Genomic DNA, 17,766 nt, shown 5'->3' on the forward strand with positions numbered 1-17,766 from the left:
AATTGTATTTTTATTAACAATTCAACAAGTAAAACTTGAAAAAGTTAAAAATACAACAGAAAAAACCAGTAAAAACCAATAAAACAATTAAAAAAAAACATTAAAAATAAAAAATTGAATAAAAAAAATAACATCAATATTTCAATTGATGCCATTTAAATCCACCTCTCAACAAAACCACATAACACATTGAATAAGTGACCAATATAAATACAAAAACCAAATTTAATTCCCAAAATTCTTTATTAAAACGATTACAAATAAAAAAAACCGCCAAAAGGCGGTTTTTTATACATAAACAAGAATATTTATTCTTTTCTGAAAACAAGGACAGCCTCGTCATTCCCAGGCGTATTATCCAGGTTTTTACTGTTGTCATTAATTCTTAATTCAGTATCAGAATAAGACTGTACTACTTTTTTCATTGTTTTAGTAACTCCAGCATCTGTATAAGTGATTGTAAGTGTATTATATAAACTATCATAAGCCCATTTTCCTACAAAAGAATCTGATAAATTACAATTTCCTGAAATCCCTGATTCATATCGATCATAGGCTCCTGAGAAATCGGCATTAATCATGATGACTCCTTTGTCTTCACAATCATTCAATGCAATAGTTTTACCTCTGAATTCATATTTAAATGGTCGCCAGGTTCCGTTTATACTTACATTATTGGCTACTACATGAGTATCATCATCACTAGAACATGAAGCAACTCCCATTAATAAAAGAATTCCAATAAAATATTTCATAATTAAGTATTTTCTACATCCGGTTATCATTATCATTAACCGGATTATTATTCACATTAAAATTTATCCCAGAAGATCTTCGTGGAAACTTTATCTCCTCCAATTTTTGTTGCAGCTGCATTTACGTTAGTTGCATTCAAAAGATATTCCTGGTCGGAATAACGCATTCTAATGGGAACAGCTTCTACTCTGGAGTTTGAAGGGTTTACGAATACCGGGAAGTCTAATCTTCTTGTAAAGTTCCATGCCTGGAAACCTTTATTAAACATGGCTACCCATGATTGCTCTCCAATTGATTTTTTCCAATTAGCAGCATCATATGGATTAGCCAAAACATAAGCTTCAGCATTGGCAGTACTAACACCATATTCTGTCATAGAAGCCCTAATTGCATCAGAATATAAAGTGGCAGCAGCTCCTCCCACACTGAATCCTCTTTGTGCAGCTTCAGCTCTTAAAAACATAATTTCTGTATAATCTAACAAGAATCCCTGAGCATTTTCCCCTGAAATAGCATTCGTAAAATGAGAATATTGTCCGAAAACGTTTTGCTTAGCATATTTTCCTCCAATATATACACCTCCCACAGTGGTAAACCAAATGGCTCTTCTTGGGTCATTTTTACCATTCATAAAATTCATTAAGACATCAGATGGTAAAAAGTCATTTCTACCAGACTGAATCACATCCTGATAAACAGGGTTTGATAATAAACCTGAAGGGAAAGTCTGTAATCCGAAGTTATCTAACTTCTCGGTAAATAATCCACCTGAATAAGCAGCTTCCGCATAAGTTTTAGCTAAAGCAGGTTCAACATCAGCAAGGGTAACCGCCAGTCTGAATTTCAAAGAATTACCCATTTTTTTCCATTTTGACATATCTCCTTTATAAATCAGATCATTGGAATATCCTGTACCTGAAGTATCGATCATAGCAAGAGCTGCATCTATTCTTTTAATAAGATCAAGATAAATCGTTTTTGCATCATCATAAGGAATTTCTGAATTTCCCGGATTTTCTGCAGTTGCCTTAAGAGCTCCAAAATAAGGAACATCTCCATATGTATCTACTAAATTGGCCCATGCATAAGCATTTACCAATTCAATCATAGCAATATTATTGTTTTTTGCAACACCACTTACTCCCTCGTTATCAAGAAACCTTCTGGCATCTCTCAATGCTGAAAGAACTCCTGGAGAATTTACTGTAGCTGAAGAAGAAGCCATCATACGATTGTAATGGTTTCTAGGAATCGGTCGTGATACCATATCATATCTTGATTCATCAATATAGGTTGTTTCTGACCATTGCTGAGTAAAAAATCTGGTAATATTACGGTTAACATTAACATTCAATATTTGATCCAGTAAAACCTGTTCGGCACTTGCAAAAAGTACTCCGGAAGGCACTTCCGTCGGGTGCTTAGGATCTTCATTCAATGAAGTAATCTCTCTTTCACAAGACGTAAAAGTTAATGATAATGAAGCTAAGCCTATAATTAAAAATATTTTTTTCATTTTTTTAGAATTTTAAAGTTATATCTATTCCAATATCACGAGTCGTAGGCAGCACCCCGATAGACTGTCCTTTTGCAGCTAATCCGTTACCTGTACCAGCTTCCGGATCAGCGTATGGTAAATTCTTATGGATAATCCATAAATTTCTACCTACAATAGATATTTTTGCATCTCGAATAGAAGTATTCGCTAAAATAGATTTCGGCAATGAATATCCTATACTCGCTTCTCTTAATTTCACATAAGAAGCGTCATATACGAATCTCTTGTTTGGCATAACACCATACCCGTCTACACTACCAGCAGAGGTTGGGTCACCTGCAACAGTAGTATTGACATTTCCATTAGGATTCACTCCCGGATTGATCACTCCACTTTCTCTATAATAAGCGGTCTCTTCATATAAACCAGTGGCTGTACCATAGGCCATATCCGGCGAATATACATCTCCTCCCTGTTTTACATCAATAAGGAAACTTAAAGAGAAATCTTTATAACGGAAACTGTTTCTTATACCTCCTACCCAGTCTGGGGTAATATTTCCAATAACCTGGTTGTTATTTCTAAGATAATTTCCGCTCACCGGATCTACAATTTTGTTACCATTGGCATCATATTGATAATCTGATCCTACCAACGCTCCAAAAGCTTCACCTACACGAGCATTCAAAGACACTCCATTCTGATACGTTGCCATTAGATAATTCTGTGAATTACCGTTTAGAGCAATAACTTTATTTTCGTTCTTAGACCAGTTCACATTAACATCCCAGGTAAAGTTCTCTGATTTGAATGGAGTACCATTCAACTGAACTTCGATACCTTTATTATCAATTTGTCCGGCATTTACTAAGAATGTTCGGTATCCTGTAGCTGAAGATACGGGCAAATTGATAATCTGATCAATCGTTTTGGTCTTATAAATAGCGATATCAAATCCTAATCTATTTTTGAAGAACTGAGCCTCCATACCAAATTCGGTTTCTTTAGACCTTTGAGGTTTCAAATTAGGATTCGCAAGGAAATAAGGCTGATCAAACAATCCTTCTCCTCTTGCTTTAAATGTATTTGCTAATCTGTAGTTAGATGTTGAAGAACCTACCTCTGCGTAGTTCCCTCTTACTTTCCAGAAGCTAAGCCATGGTTGCTTTACGAATTCTGATAAAATAAGGGATCCTGTTGCTGAATAATAATCATAGCTATTATTTCCTTTTGGCAAGTTAGACGATTGGTCTACACGATAAGTACCATCTACAAATAAGAAGTTCTTATATCCAAATGATGCTGTTGCATATAAACTGGAAGTAACCCATTTTGCATAATTTTCATCAGGTGGGAGTATAGTTCTTATTGAGTTGGAAATTGCAAACAGTCCTGGTTTAGACAAGCCTCCTTCCGTACTCATATAAATATTGTCAATAAGGTTTCGTCTAACGTTCCCTCCAAAAATACCACTAACATTTAAGTCAGGAGTAATATCAAATTTATAGTTAGCAAATAAGTCAAAATTCATTTCTGAATTTTTAACATTTGTTCTTGCATACCCAGAGCCTACATTAAGACCTGAAGCACCAAATACCTGTGGCAATGATCCGTTCATTAATCTTTCTTCTACAACCATCTGCAGATCATCATAAGATAATTTCCCGGTAATACCAAAGTTTTTGGAAACGTCGTACTTTAATTGTGCATAGCTAAAGATTCTTGTTCTATCATCTGACTGATAACTCTGGTATCTTTGGAAATAAGGGTTATTCCAATACTGAGGAGTTCCATCAGTTGCAGAGGTTCTGTTCCAGCTGAAATTACTGTTGCCATTGTTTTGGTAAGCATTTCTTAATGCAGCTACATCCACATTGGTTTGCCACCATTGTCTAAAACCAGAAACAATATTATCTGAATACCCTGTTTCATTACGTCCTCTTGTACCTTGTAATGTTAATGTAGTAAAGACTGAAGCGTGGAGTTTATCTGTAAAATCATGGCTAAATTTTGCAGAAATTGTATTTTTTCTTAATTCTGAATTAGGCATCAGACCATTGGAAAGCATATTGGAATAGGATAAGGAAAGATTTGAAGTTTTATTTCCTTTTTCAATGGTAAGTGTATTAACGTATGTGACTGGTGTTTCAAAGAATTTAATAGGTCCGTTTTTAGCGGCTACCCAAGGTGTTGCTTTACCATAGTTTGGAGAAGAAGGATCAAATGAATCCCATTGATAAACCAATGAATTAGGATTAAACACAGGACCATAAGATGCATCATCCCCGAAGTTAGCATAATTATATCCTCCAGGCCCGGGATCTTCATTCCAAGATTCACCTCCATATCCAGCTCCATATTTTGTCTGATATTTAGGGAATGTAGATTTATCAATAAAACCAGCCGTAATTCCTGAGTTTAAAGTAACTCCCCAGCTTCCGTCATTATTCCCTCTACCACTTTTGGTCACAATAAGGATAACCCCATCACTTCCTCTTTCTCCGTATAAAGCAGATGCTGCTGCACCCTTTAGTACGTTGATTGATTCAATATCTTCCTGGTTGATATCTGATAAGAAATTACCATAATCGAAAGGAGCTCCTGTTGTTACAGTTGTATTATTTACAGGGGAACCATCAATTACAATAAGTGGAGAACCTCCGTTTAATGATTTGTATCCTCTGATCAAAAGGTTGGCAGACCCGCCAAAGTTGTTATTTGTATTTACCTGTAGTCCGGCTACCTTACCTGAAAGAAGAGATGCTACGTTACCTGTATTGGTAGTTCCACCAGTTAACTCTGCTGCTTTTACTTCTTCAGAAGCATAACCAAGAGATTTTTTCTCTCTTTTAATCCCGAGTGCGGTTACTACCACACCCTCAATTTCTTTTGTTTTAACAGTATCATTCTTTTGCTGGGCATTGGCAACAGCTATAGAAGAAGATACTACTAAAACAAGAAGACTTGCTGTTAGTTTCTTCATATCAAATTAATTTTTGTGACTGTACAAATTTGTAAAACTTTCTTAATACCACAAAGAAAAATGTAGAAAAATTGAAACTTATTCAATATTTTAGAATAAAAACAATCAATAAATTATTAAAATAAGTTAAAAATAAAACATTTAACAAAAACCCCTCATTTAAAACTTATTTTTTTTTAAGAAATAATAACAATCATTTAAATTGATAGAATCTATAATAATTTACACTCCTAAAGAAGTTAAATAAACTGAATGTCAATAACTTGAAAATCGAAAAAAGAGAAAAAATATCTATATCCATTACAGATGCTATGTTGTGCATATTTTCCTAAATAAAGAAACTTTTGCTTTTTAAAACAAAAAAAACCGCCCGAAGGCGGTAAAATATATTAAAATTGTTTTATAAAAAATTAGTTCTGATTCCAGAATGGAGTCGTTTGGTTCTTAGTAAAACACTGAGCATTTGAAATCTGAGGAACGTTCGCTGAGTTAGCTACATATTCAGATGACGGATACATCAATCTGTATGGTTTATTAGGCTTCGCTGAAGTTGTTGCCATAGGAGTAACCGGGAAACCAGTTCTGTTATAATCAATAAATGATTCCGTAGGGTTAATTCCAGCAGTAGCTAACCATTTTTGAGTCATGATCGCTTCAATCTTATTATCGTTAGTACCAATCCATCCTAAACCTACTTTTGCTTGGATTGCTGCTTTGTATGTAATAAAGTCAGCATTCGTTGCATATAAATAGTCAAAAGATGCTTTGATACCATTTTCGAAATTCTCCTGACCATTCAATGAGAGAATACCTGGGTATCTAACCGCTGCTTCAGCCTGAAGAAACTCACTCTCTGAACGGGTCATTAAAACACCAGATTTTGCAGACCCAACAGCTGTCAGCTGAGCAGTATTACCAGGGGTTCCATTTCCAAATATCCAACCATTGCCAAATCTCGAAACCGTTGTAAGATCAGTCGGAGCTCCAGGCTGTCCTGGTGTAGCACCTTGTCTAACTCCTTTTACAACTGGTTGACCATTATAGGTAACTAAAGAGAACATTCTTCCTCTTCTACCATCTTTGATATTATTGAACTTCTGATAAACATTATCTGTCATATTATAAGGGTTACCATTAAGACAAGTAGCAATATGTTCAGATGCTGTAAATAATGTATAGTTCTGCAGCTGAGAATTAGAGCTGTTTCTTACATAGTATCCATAAAAAGGGTTCTGCTGATCATCATTAGCAGCACTGTATCCAGGATTTACTAAAACATCTTTTTCAACAAATTTTGCTCCTGCTAAAGTTTGAAGTTGCTGATCTCTAAAAGCAGCCATAGAACCCGTTACTTTAGACATTCTAACCAGCATTCTTAGTTTTACAGTATTCGCAAGACGCTTCCAGTTATCCATTGTTCCCTGGAAAACAATATCAGTAGCACCTAGTTCAAGAGCAGCAGCGTTGTCATTTTCAATAAGGGTAATTGCATCATTCAAGCCAAGAATTAATGATCTGTAGATTTCCTCATCATTATCGTATTTTGGAGTTGCATTAGCCTGCCCCATAAATGCCTGGCTATAAGGAGCATCACCATACAAGTCTACAATAGTCTGCATATAAAATGCTTTCATCACTTTTGCAGCAGCTACATAATTATCATATTTATGGTTAGAATTATCAAACTTCTCAATAGCAACAAAGTTGCTTACGTTTCTATAAATCCCATCCCAGATCTGTGGATAAAAAGAACTATCTACATTTAATGTATATTCGTTACCAAATGGAGCTCCAAAAGAATAAGAGTTACCAGCATAAGAGTTCATCATAAGCCCTCCAAATCTATTCATCCATGTAGCTTGTGTTCTGTAAGTCTGAGCAACAGCACCAGGAAATAATAAAGTTGGTGTAATAGCTTCCGCATGAATATTATTTGGATTTTCATTAATATCCAGATAATGATCACATGAAGTCAACGTCATTGAGGTAACGATTAAACCAAGTATTGTATATTTAAATTTTTTCATTTTCAAGTAATAATTAATTAAATTTTAGAAAGATGCTTTAAGGTTAAATCCAAAGCTTCTAGTTGATGGATACTGCGTTGTATAAGCAAAACCTGCAGCATTCCCTGTTGTACTTGCAGTTTCCGGATCAGCATAGTTTCTGTTATTATCTGCGTACTTAAAGAATGGGTTTCTTGAATAAACACCAATTGTTAATGAGTTCAAGAAAGTTGAGCTTAATACTGATCTTGGTATATCATAACTTAACGCAATTTCTCTAATCTTCAATGCAGTTGCATCAACTACCAGGTTTTCACCTACAGCTCTATACGCACTACTTGAGAAATAGTTAGTAACGTTTGTATACGTTCCTGCACCTCCTACTGGCGTATTATTTGGAGTGTAAATCGGGTTAGCAGCAGTTCCTGTATTCTGTACTGAATTAGGAACAACATATCCTTGAGTTCTGTCAAACTCAGCTGACTCCTCTAAACCTCCTGTAAATGCAAGTAAGTTTTTCGTAAAGGATACAAATTTACCCCCTTTTCTAAAATCTCCCATCGCAGATAAAGTAAATCCTTTATACTTAATGTTTGTAGAGAATCCAAGAATATAATCAGGAGTTGCTCTTCCTAAAACCTGAAGATTACTTGTTGTTAAAGGATTTCCTTTAGAGTCAACAATGATTCTTCCCTGATCGTCTCTCTGGAATGCGCTTCCTTTGATAACCGGGAAATCAGAACCTTTCACAGCAAAGATACCTACTGCTGCTGAAGTACTGCTTAATAAAGATACTTCATCAGCTCCATCAGCTAATTCCAATACTTTAGATCTATATGTAGAGTAAGACACCTTCATATCCCAAGTAAAATCACTTGTTTTAATTGGCGTTATTCCTAAATCAAGTTCAAGACCTCTTAGTCTCATTTTACCCACATTATCAAGAATACTTGTTAATCCAGATGTACTTGATGCAGTTCTTGCAGTAATTAAGTCATCAGTTGTAGATTGGTAAACAGAAGCATCTAATCTGATTCTATCTTTCAGGAATCCTAGAGACATTCCGAAATCTAAAGTATTAACAAATTCAGGTTTAATATCTACCGATGTAGGCGTTTGATTATTAATATATGAACTTAATCCGTTAAATGGGAACCCTGTCGGGAATACTCCGATTTCATCTGTTCTGTAAGGATCTACTGCAGTTGTGTTACCTACTCTTGTATATGATCCGGTAATTTTTGCGTAGTTAAGAATATCTCCTTTTAAGTTAGCAAATGCTTTAGTTGGCACAAAAGACAAACCTACCGAATAATAAGGATAAACCGGGTTTGTTCTTTTTCCTGTGCTATAAGGTCTTGTTGACAATACTGAAGACTGCTCAATTCTAAATGTAGAGTTTAAGAATAAATAATCATTATAGCTTAAATCTAAATTCGCAAATCCTGCAATAATTCTACTGTTTGTCTGATAGTTATCAAGATTAGCACTAGAGAAAGGATCTGGATTAAGTACATTTTTAATGTGATACCAACCTGGAATATCTAAATTATTACCTCCTACAGATGTTACATTGTAAGTTCTGTCCTGGATGTTATTACCAATGTTAAACTTCAATCCGATTTTATCAGTTAACTCATAATCAAAGTTAATCATTAAGTCACCATAGTAATTTCTTTCTTTAGAAGTACTTTCATAGAACCAAGAAGTGATATCACCATTTCCTAAATCACCAAAAGTAACTCCGTCGATGGATGCTCCAGGAAGGTTATATGTATTAGTAAAAATAGCACCATCATTATGTCTTGTATAAGTCATCCCTCTAGTCGTAACGTTTCCGTTATACGTAATGTTGATGTTCTTATTCAATTCATAATCTAAACCAAGGATAGCACTAAAGTAATCACTACGTCTGTCATATCTTTCGTGATCAATTGTCCAGTATGGGTTTACAGCATATCCTGTGTAATACCCTTCAATTCCACTATTTCTATACAGTTTAATGTTGTTATTAGTTGGAGTTTGAAGAATATCATCATATAATGATGAGTTTGTAGTGGATATTATTCTATTGATATAGTTGATGTTACCATCAATTTTCAATTTTCCTATTTTCTTTCCAGCTTTAAAAATAAAACTGTTTTGTCTTAATTTATCACCCTCAACTACGAAATTATTTTCTGTTCTGTTAGCAGAGAAGGACACATATGAATCAGATCCACCTGCTGTTGCTGTAATTCCGTTTTGGGTTAATACTCCTGTTGAAAAGAATTTATTCATGAAATTCTTCACTGGAGCATATTTTTCATAAATAAATGAACCATCAGCCTGTGGAAGACCTGAAGGCATCATTGTTCCTCCGATAGCCGGATTGTCATAAGCAGCTCCCCAAGACATGTTTTCCCATGGCACATAGTTTGTACCACCGTAATCCACATCACTCCATCCTTCATCCTGAACTCCTTTACCGTACTTCTGCTGAACTTTTGGAAGCATGAAAACATTAGAGATATCAATAGACGAATTGAACGTCATCTGAAGTTTCTCAGATTTTGTTCCTCTTTTTGTCGTCACAATAATTACCCCGTTCACCCCTTGCTGCCCATAAAGAGCTGCTCCTTGTAAACCTTTAATTACGTTGATGTTTTCGATTGCTTCTGGTGGTATCTGCTGTAAGATGTCAGCAGATGAAATAACGTTATCAATTACAATTAACGCTTGGTTATTACCCGTGATAGATTTAGCACCTCTTAAGACAACTCTATAGCTAGGATCCACACCATTGTTTGTCAAATTGATTTGTAAACCTGAAACCTTACCCGTCAATGCCTGTACAGCAGTTGGTGCTGACGCCTGATTCAGTTCTTTTGTCGTTACAACTTGCTGTGTATTTGTTATCGCATCAGCCTTTCTTTTGATACCTAAGGCTCCGGTAACAACTATCTCCTCTATATTTTTGGTTTTTAGAGTATCTTTCGTGTTTTGGGCTGATACCATCATAAATGACGACGACAGTACCACCGCGAAAACACTCGCAGTTAATTTCTTCATATCAAATTCAATTATTTTTACAGATTACAAATATGTGAAACTTTCACAAAATAACCAAAGAAAATGTTAAAATTTTATAATTAACAAAAACAAAAGCATTTAACACATGCCAAAACTAACAACTAATTAAAAAAATATACATTATTTCATCAATATGAAAAACACATACAATTAGCAACCCCAATAAAAAAAATTAAAAACAGTAAATTATACTTGTTATAACAATAAAAACAGTAAAAAACACACAAAATCACTTCCTGCAAAATTTTATATTTTTGCATTTATAGAAACAATTCATGGAGCTAATAAAAAACTGGTCAAACCTTTACATTGAAGCCGGATGTGATGAAGTAGGAAGAGGATGTTTAAGCGGTCCGGTAGTAGCAGCAGCGGTAATTTTAGATGATGACTTCAAACAAAATCTGGTGAATGATTCAAAAAAATTAACATTTAAAACCCGGATGGAGCTGGACCATTATATCAAAGACAATGTAAAAAGCTATGCTATTGCAGAACTTCCCCCATCCTTTATTGATGAACATAATATCCTCAATGCAAGCATTCATGCCATGCATCGTGCACTGGACAAACTGAGTATTACACCGGAACTTATTTTGGTAGACGGGAATAAATTCCATCCCTATAATTATATTCCTCACCAATGTATCATTAAGGGAGATTCCAAAGTTTTATCTATTGCTGCAGCTTCCATTCTTGCCAAAAATTACAGAGACCAATTAATGATCCAGCTTCATGAAGAACATCCGGAATACGGCTGGGATACCAATTTTGGCTATGCCACAAAAAAACACCAGGAAGCCCTTATAAAACATGGTCCAACAGTCCATCACAGACAATCTTTCAGGCTGAAATATGATTGAAAACCTCTCATTTTCAATTATTAAATTCGCATATGACAATTAGAAATTTAAAATCTTTCTAAATAAAAATTATTATAAAAAAAGAGAAGCAATACTGTATTGCTTCTCTTTTTTAAGATATAATTAAGAAAATTATTTCTTTTTACTTCTTTGTTGCTCCTGAGTCTTTTGCTGCTCCTGAGCCTTCTCCATCATCTCTCTCATTCTCTTCTGGAATTTACCTTCTGCTTTTGGTTTTTCCTTGTTAGACTGAATCTGAGCATGGATTTTCTTTTCATCCAAAATCACATATTTAATAACAAGGATGATTAAGATGTTAATCGCATTCGATACAAAATAATACCATGAAAGTCCTGAAGCCGAAGTGTTAAGGAAGAATAAGAATGTAACCGGGAAGATGTACATTAATACCTTCATATTTGGCATTCCTTCCTGTTGAGGCTGCTGCATATTTCCTGAAGTCATTACAGTATAGATTAAAATAACAACGGTACAAGCTAATGCAAAAATACTTAAGTGATCTCCAAGGAAAGGAACTTTGAACGGAAGCTTGATCAAATCATCATAGGCTGTCAAATCCTTTGCAAACCAGAAGCCTTGCCCTCTAAGATCAATAAAGTTCGGGAAGAAGCGGAATAATGCATAGAAGATAGGAATCTGAACTAATGCCGGTAAACATCCCGCCATCTGGTTTACTCCCGCTTTTCTGTACACTTCCATTGTAGCCTGCTGTTTCTTCATCGGATCTGCATCCTTAAACTTAGCGTTTACCTCATCAATTTCCGGACGGATTACCTTCATCATCGCACTCAATTTATGCTGCTTATACATAATGGGTGAAAGGATTAGTTTCACAATGATTGTCATTACGAAAATTACCCAACCTGCTGATAATCCCCACGCAGCAATAATACCATATAACCACATGAAGAAATAACGGTTCATCGCTCCGATGAATGACCAACCTAGCGGAAGGATTTCATCAAAGTTTTTATCATAGGATTTAAGCAAAGGTAAATCCAATGGCATAAAATACCATGTAAAGTCCTGGTTCAGCTCACTTCCTGTCATCTGAACGAAGCCTTCATAGTTGAGTTTCTTCAAATATTCACCTTCTTCAACATTTTCCTGGTTTCCTTTACTTTGGGTGAATCCGTTTTTCGCTTCAATTACTGAAGTGAAGAACTGCTGCTTTACCCCAATCCAGTTAAGAGTCTCCTTTTCTTCTTCCATCGTTGTTCTTCCATCATAATCATAGTCTTTATAATTATTGAAAGCATAAGAAAATTCTGAGTGAGATTGCTCCTGAGCTCTACCTTTCTCTAAGTTTCTTACATTGTAATCCCAGATGAAATCTGCTTTATTATCGGAAGTAATTTTGGAAAGTCCCTGAGTTCTTACTTTAAAATCAAGGGTATATTTTGGAAGTAGTGTGTAAATGAATTGAATTACAGCACCATTATAATCTGCAGTTAAGGTTACAGCATTTCCGTTCACAGAAGGTGAGAAAACTAAATCTTTAGTATTAACAATCTTTCCTGTTTTATCTTTAAACTGAAAACCGTAGTTTGAATTATTCTTAGTGATCAGATAAAGTGGCTGATCAGCATTGTCTGTTTTGTGGTTGTAGGCTTTATATTTTAAAAGCTCTACTTTGGAAACCTGTCCTCCTAAGCTTGAAAATTCAAGTTTCAGTTCATTATTTCCAAGACTTGCGGTCTGGATTGCGTTAGGAGTTACATTTGGATTGATATTGTTTGCCTGAGTTTGCTTTACGGCATTTTTAGCCTGTTCCGTTTTCTGCTCCTGAGCTTTCAACTCCGCTTCTTTCGTTTGTTTGTTCTGGAAATAGAACATAAAACCGAAGAGAACAAGGCATAAAACCGCGAAACTAATCATTTGCTTCTTATCGATTCCGTTGTTTTGTTGCATTTTATTTTATATTAAAATTTTAAATTTAAAATGTACGTACTGGTGTACGTAATTTGAGCTGACAAAAATACTGTTTTTTTATCAAAACTCTATGCTTTACGTTGTTACTATATAATAAACTCAAGCTGAGAATAATCAGCCTGAGTTTATGTGTAGACGTTTATGATAAAATTTTACCTTATTTCTTTTCGCAAGCCTTAATGAAAGCTCTGAATAAAGGATGCGGTGTCGCTACCGTACTTTTATATTCCGGGTGATACTGAACTCCCACATAGAATGGATGATCAGGTAGTTCAAGTGCTTCTACCAAACCAGTTTCAGGATTGGTACCTGTAGCAAGGAAACCGTTCTTTTCAAACTCCTGAAGATAATCACTGTTGAATTCATAACGGTGACGGTGTCTTTCAGAGATATTTTTGCTTCCGTAGATATCATAAAGCTTAGAACCATTTTTCAAAGAACACTTCCATGCTCCCAGACGCATTGTTCCACCTTTATCTACCACATTTTTCTGTTCTTCCATCAAGGAAATTACAGGATCTGGAGTTGCTGTATCAAATTCCATAGAGTTTGCTTTTGTATGTCCTAAAACATTTCTTGCAAATTCAATCGTCATAATCTGCATTCCTAAACAGATTCCCAACATCGGAATTTTATTTTCTCTCGCATATTTTGCCGTAAGAACTTTTCCTTCAATCCCTCTGTCTCCGAAACCTGGAGCTACAAGGATACCATTTACTCCTTTCAGAGTATCTTTGATATTTTCCTCCGTGATATCTCCACTGTATACCCATCTTACTTTTACTTCAGTTTCAAGGTCAGCTCCTGCATGTTTGAATGCTTCAGCAATAGAAATATAAGAATCCTGAAGGGAAATATATTTTCCAACTAATGCAATTTCAACAGTTTTCTTTGGATTTTGGAATTTTTTAAGGAAACTCTTCCAGTCTTTTAGATCAGCATCTTTATCACTCTTCAGATCAAGTTCTTTCAATACTACATCATCGAAATTCTGCTTCTGAAGATACATTGGAACTTCATAGATCGTTTCAAGATCTTTACATTCGATAACATTATCTAAAGGAACGTTGCAGAACTGAGCCAGTTTTGCTCTCTGATCTTTAGGAATTTTGTGTTCTGTTCTACATACTAAAACATCAGCCATAATCCCGCTTTCCATCAACTGACGAACAGAGTGCTGGGATGGTTTTGTTTTTAATTCTCCACTTGAAGCCAGGTAAGGCAATAAAGTCAGGTGGATTACCATAGAATTACGCTCTCCCAATTCCCATTTCAGCTGGCGAACAGTTTCAATGTATGGTAAAGATTCAATATCCCCTACCGTTCCTCCGATTTCAGTAATGATGATATCGTAGTTCTGTTTTGAAAGGATTTTAATTCTACGTTTGATTTCGTTAGTAATATGAGGAATTACCTGAACTGTTTTTCCAAGGAAATCTCCTTTTCTTTCTTTTTCGATTACAGTCTGGTAAATTTTTCCTGTAGTAACGTTGTTGTTTTGGGATGTAGGAGCATCAAGATAACGCTCATAATGGCCTAAATCCAGATCCGTCTCCGCACCATCTTCAGTTACATAGCACTCTCCGTGCTCATAAGGATTCAAAGTTCCTGGGTCGATATTGATATAAGGATCTAATTTTTGGATCGTTACATTAAAGCCACGTGATTTTAGTAGAAGTCCCAGAGAAGCAGAAACGATTCCCTTTCCCAAAGATGAAGTTACACCTCCTGTCACAAAGATGTACTTTGTATTCTTTTTACTCATTAGATTAGGTTTGTGCAAAGTTAGGGGAAAAAGAAATACAAAGCAATCTTTTACATTTTGAAAATGGTAAAACATCCTTCAAACAATCATAAAACCTGATAAAAATTTTTATCTATATTTGGTATAAGCAAATGAAACAAAGCTATAACCATCATGATTTCCGTATATAAACTAAAACCAAAATTCCAGCAGCTCCTCACTCCTGTTTTGTTATTTTTTCATAGAAATAAAATTACAGCCAATCAGATTACGATCAGTTCTATTCTCTTATCCGTGGTTATTGGGATACTGTTCTGGAATGCGGATATTTCGAAATGGTTCTTATTAAGTCTTCCCGTGGGATTGCTTCTGAGAATGGCTTTAAATGCTTTGGACGGAATGATGGCCAGAAAATTCAATCAGACCAGCAAACTCGGAGAGGTTTTGAATGAAGTGGGTGATATTGTTTCCGATGTCATTATATTTTTTCCTCTTCTTAAGTTTCAGCCTGAGAGTTTATATCTTATCGTTGTCTTCATCGTTCTTAGCATCATTAATGAATTTGCAGGAGTAATGGGAAAAATCGTAGGAAAGGAACGCCGTTATGACGGACCTATGGGAAAAAGTGACCGTGCCCTTATCCTTGGATTGTATGGTTTACTCACCCTTTTCGAAGTAAACATTACCGTTGTTTCCCCATACATTTTTGGAATTATCATTGTTTTACTCCTGATCAGTACCTATACACGCCTTAAGAGATCTCTGAATGAAGCCTGAAGAAAATAAATTTGCAGATGTTCCTTTACGGGTAAAAACATGGATCTACATCATTATTGTTTTTGCGCTGGGAGTTTCACATCCTCTTGCTATGACCATTTTGGTTTCATGGATAAGCTTTCAATGTTTTTTTGAATTTTCAAGGATGTTCAAAATTTATGATTCTCCACTTGCTCCTTCAATTTTCATAAGTGTTTTACAGTTTTTCCTGCTCTATTTTTTGAATACTGACGTTTACCTTTTGTACAGTTTCCTTATAACAATCCTTATTGTATGCCGTTCTGTACTGAAAGGTTCCTCCGTAAAACAGATATACGGAATTTCCATTGCCTTATTAATATGCCTTATCGCTTTTCCGAATTTGCTATGGATAAGAAATCGTTTTGATGGGTTGAATGCCATTATCTTCATTGTAGTAGTGACTGAACTGAACGATGTATTTCAATATCTGATGGGAAAGTTTTTCGGGAAACATAAAATAACGCCTCAAATCAGTCCCAACAAAACACTGGAAGGGCTTATTGGTGGTATTTTTATTACGATTATCCTGAGTAACATCTTAGGGCATTTTCTGCTTACAACAAATATGGTAACCAATTCTATTTTAGGACTTGTTCTGGGAATTTCAGGATTTTTCGGTGATATCTTCATGTCTTATGTAAAAAGAAAAACCGGCGTAAAAGATACCGGAAGCCTGCTTCCCGGACATGGTGGTCTTCTTGACAGAATGGACAGCCTGGTTTTTAATGCGCCTTTATTCTTTTGGTTATTTCCTCTTCTGATAAAAAATTAATGCCATGGAAGAAAAATTTAAAAGAGCTGTTATTTTTTCAGGAGGCGGAACAAGGCTGATGATTTATCTCGGAATCTTCGCTGCACTGGAAGAACTGGATCTTAAACCGGATCTCCTGATTGCTTCCTGTGGTGGATCATTTGCAGCGACAATCATCAATGCTTTTCCTGATCATCTTTCCCGGAAAGAATACCTGACATCTGAAGAATATTTTCAGTTTGTTTCAGGAACTGTATTGACAAAGCAGAGAAAACTTTCACAAATCGGATTTTTCTCACTAAAAAAACTTCTGGATAAAAGAAAAGCCCCATTCATTGAAGATGTTTTCAACCGATATCTTGTTGAAATGCCCCAAGATCTATCCAAATGTTTTCCAGCCATCAAAAATGTTCAGTTTTCAAAAGAAATACCTACCCTAATTATGGGTTCCGAGATTCTTTTTACCCCAAAAGAATGTGGACAAAAAAGAAATGAAAAAAAATTATATCAAAAAACAATCTTCACAGATCCGGAAACAGCAAAGAAGATTTACCCTGAACAAATTGTCAGTCATTCTGAAAGCTTAAAAAACAGTGCTGTTGAAGAAACGCTCAAAATAGTTACTACCCTTTCCATGCTTGAAAGTACCCGAGCTTCTATTTCCGATATGTTTTATGTAGAACCTGCATTTCTTCAGGGGAAATATTTTGCTGGCGGAGCTATAGATCTTGTTCCTGCAGAATTAAGTCAGCACCTCGCACAGGAAATCATTACCGAAAAAAAACAAACATACAATCCCGTGGAAGAAGCTCTTGTACGTTCTGTCCTTGGATTCAGTGGAAATGAAAGACTTGCAGAGACAAACCAACTTTTATCAGGCCTCCAAATTGATACCATCAACATAAAACAGGAACTGGAAGGACATTATCTGAAAAAAGGAATTGACTGGAGAAAATTTGAAATCAGTTTTTCGTTTCCTAAAAGTTACCAACAATTTGTGAAAGACATGGAAATACAATGGCAATATGGATTTGATCAGACAATAAAAACTATTAGAAAGTGATGACAAATCCTCCAACTGAAGACGGGAAAATTCCCCTCCTCCGGAGGGGTGGCGAAAATTCAAAGAATTTTTGACGGGGTGGTTTTTAACACATAGTTTTAAGTTTCGGCTAAAGCCAATGGAAATGCAACCTATTGTGATCACGGGCTAAAGCCCGTGCTTATTGAATATCTTCGTTTTATAAATTATACTAAAACCATTAATAAAGTTTAAGAAAAATAGCAGAGTTAAGATGAATCATCCTGATTTTTAAGCTTAAAGCAAAGCACATCTTCATATTCT

General features: G+C 35.3%; 11 protein-coding genes. 4 read left to right on the forward strand and 7 right to left on the reverse strand.

All coding sequences use genetic code 11. The annotated features are described in order from the left end of the window. Positions 1–308: 308 nt before the first annotated feature. The 5 genes from ACWPWS_RS17675 to ACWPWS_RS17695 all read right to left on the reverse strand — a co-directional run bounded on the left by ACWPWS_RS17675 (position 309) and on the right by ACWPWS_RS17695 (position 10,294). The gene (locus ACWPWS_RS17675; RefSeq protein ID WP_454047400.1) at positions 309–755 is read right to left on the reverse strand and encodes a lipocalin family protein; all 447 of its coding nucleotides are present in this window, start codon (positions 753–755) and stop codon (positions 309–311) included. A gap of 56 nt (positions 756–811) precedes the next feature. Then, a complete protein-coding gene (locus ACWPWS_RS17680) occupies positions 812–2,272 on the reverse strand; it encodes a SusD/RagB family nutrient-binding outer membrane lipoprotein (protein ID WP_309512836.1) in 1,461 nt (486 codons plus the stop codon). Between the two features lie 4 nt (positions 2,273–2,276). Beyond that, a complete protein-coding gene (locus ACWPWS_RS17685) occupies positions 2,277–5,237 on the reverse strand; it encodes a SusC/RagA family TonB-linked outer membrane protein (RefSeq protein WP_454047401.1) in 2,961 nt (986 codons plus the stop codon). Between the two features lie 410 nt (positions 5,238–5,647). Beyond that, entirely contained in the window at positions 5,648–7,264 is a 1,617-nt protein-coding gene (locus tag ACWPWS_RS17690; RefSeq protein ID WP_454047402.1) for a SusD/RagB family nutrient-binding outer membrane lipoprotein, read from the reverse strand. Positions 7,265–7,288: 24 nt separating this feature from the next. Continuing rightward, complete coding sequence (locus ACWPWS_RS17695; protein WP_454047403.1) at positions 7,289–10,294, reverse strand: SusC/RagA family TonB-linked outer membrane protein; 3,006 nt, start codon at positions 10,292–10,294, stop codon at positions 7,289–7,291. 296 nt (positions 10,295–10,590) lie between these two features. Here ACWPWS_RS17695 and ACWPWS_RS17700 point away from each other — a divergent pair, with 296 nt between their 5' ends. Then, entirely contained in the window at positions 10,591–11,175 is a 585-nt protein-coding gene (locus tag ACWPWS_RS17700; protein WP_209787098.1) for a ribonuclease HII, read from the forward strand. A 132-nt stretch (positions 11,176–11,307) separates the two neighbouring features. On the opposite strand, the gene yidC is transcribed toward ACWPWS_RS17700, so the two are convergent. Both yidC and ACWPWS_RS17710 read right to left on the reverse strand, forming a co-directional pair. Continuing rightward, entirely contained in the window at positions 11,308–13,107 is a 1,800-nt protein-coding gene (gene yidC / locus ACWPWS_RS17705) for a membrane protein insertase YidC (RefSeq protein WP_454047404.1), read from the reverse strand. A 178-nt stretch (positions 13,108–13,285) separates the two neighbouring features. Next, positions 13,286–14,893: a CTP synthase gene (locus ACWPWS_RS17710; protein ID WP_309512840.1), complete on the reverse strand. Its 1,608-nt coding sequence runs from the start codon at positions 14,891–14,893 to the stop codon at positions 13,286–13,288. A gap of 153 nt (positions 14,894–15,046) precedes the next feature. Between ACWPWS_RS17710 and ACWPWS_RS17715 the strand changes: the two genes are divergently transcribed. The 3 genes from ACWPWS_RS17715 to ACWPWS_RS17725 are packed head-to-tail and all read left to right on the forward strand — an operon-like array spanning position 15,047 to position 17,484. Then, positions 15,047–15,649: a CDP-alcohol phosphatidyltransferase family protein gene (locus tag ACWPWS_RS17715; protein WP_454047405.1), complete on the forward strand. Its 603-nt coding sequence runs from the start codon at positions 15,047–15,049 to the stop codon at positions 15,647–15,649. Then, the gene (locus tag ACWPWS_RS17720; protein ID WP_454047406.1) at positions 15,639–16,442 is read left to right on the forward strand and encodes a phosphatidate cytidylyltransferase; all 804 of its coding nucleotides are present in this window, start codon (positions 15,639–15,641) and stop codon (positions 16,440–16,442) included. The genes ACWPWS_RS17715 and ACWPWS_RS17720 overlap by 11 nt, the downstream gene beginning before the upstream one ends. A gap of 4 nt (positions 16,443–16,446) precedes the next feature. After that, positions 16,447–17,484 carry a patatin-like phospholipase family protein gene (locus tag ACWPWS_RS17725; RefSeq protein WP_454047407.1) on the forward strand — a complete coding sequence of 346 codons (1,038 nt, stop codon included), beginning with the start codon at positions 16,447–16,449 and terminating at the stop codon, positions 17,482–17,484. Positions 17,485–17,766 lie beyond the last annotated feature (282 nt).

The sequence above is a fragment of the Chryseobacterium sp. Marseille-Q8038 genome (assembly GCF_965111995.1).

Bases quoted from the DNA above. Each gene is read 5' to 3' on its own strand.
- ACWPWS_RS17680 (WP_309512836.1), bottom strand. From the start codon at position 2,272: ATGAAAAAAATATTTTTAATTATAGGCTTAGCTTCATTATCATTAACT.
- ACWPWS_RS17690 (WP_454047402.1), bottom strand. From the start codon at position 7,264: ATGAAAAAATTTAAATATACAATACTTGGTTTAATCGTTACCTCAATG.
- ACWPWS_RS17675 (WP_454047400.1), bottom strand. From the start codon at position 755: ATGAAATATTTTATTGGAATTCTTTTATTAATGGGAGTTGCTTCATGT.
- ACWPWS_RS17700 (WP_209787098.1), top strand. From the start codon at position 10,591: ATGGAGCTAATAAAAAACTGGTCAAACCTTTACATTGAAGCCGGATGT.
- ACWPWS_RS17685 (WP_454047401.1), bottom strand. From the start codon at position 5,237: ATGAAGAAACTAACAGCAAGTCTTCTTGTTTTAGTAGTATCTTCTTCT.
- ACWPWS_RS17715 (WP_454047405.1), top strand. From the start codon at position 15,047: ATGATTTCCGTATATAAACTAAAACCAAAATTCCAGCAGCTCCTCACT.
- ACWPWS_RS17720 (WP_454047406.1), top strand. From the start codon at position 15,639: ATGAAGCCTGAAGAAAATAAATTTGCAGATGTTCCTTTACGGGTAAAA.
- yidC (WP_454047404.1), bottom strand. From the start codon at position 13,107: ATGCAACAAAACAACGGAATCGATAAGAAGCAAATGATTAGTTTCGCG.
- ACWPWS_RS17695 (WP_454047403.1), bottom strand. From the start codon at position 10,294: ATGAAGAAATTAACTGCGAGTGTTTTCGCGGTGGTACTGTCGTCGTCA.
- ACWPWS_RS17725 (WP_454047407.1), top strand. From the start codon at position 16,447: ATGGAAGAAAAATTTAAAAGAGCTGTTATTTTTTCAGGAGGCGGAACA.
- ACWPWS_RS17710 (WP_309512840.1), bottom strand. From the start codon at position 14,893: ATGAGTAAAAAGAATACAAAGTACATCTTTGTGACAGGAGGTGTAACT.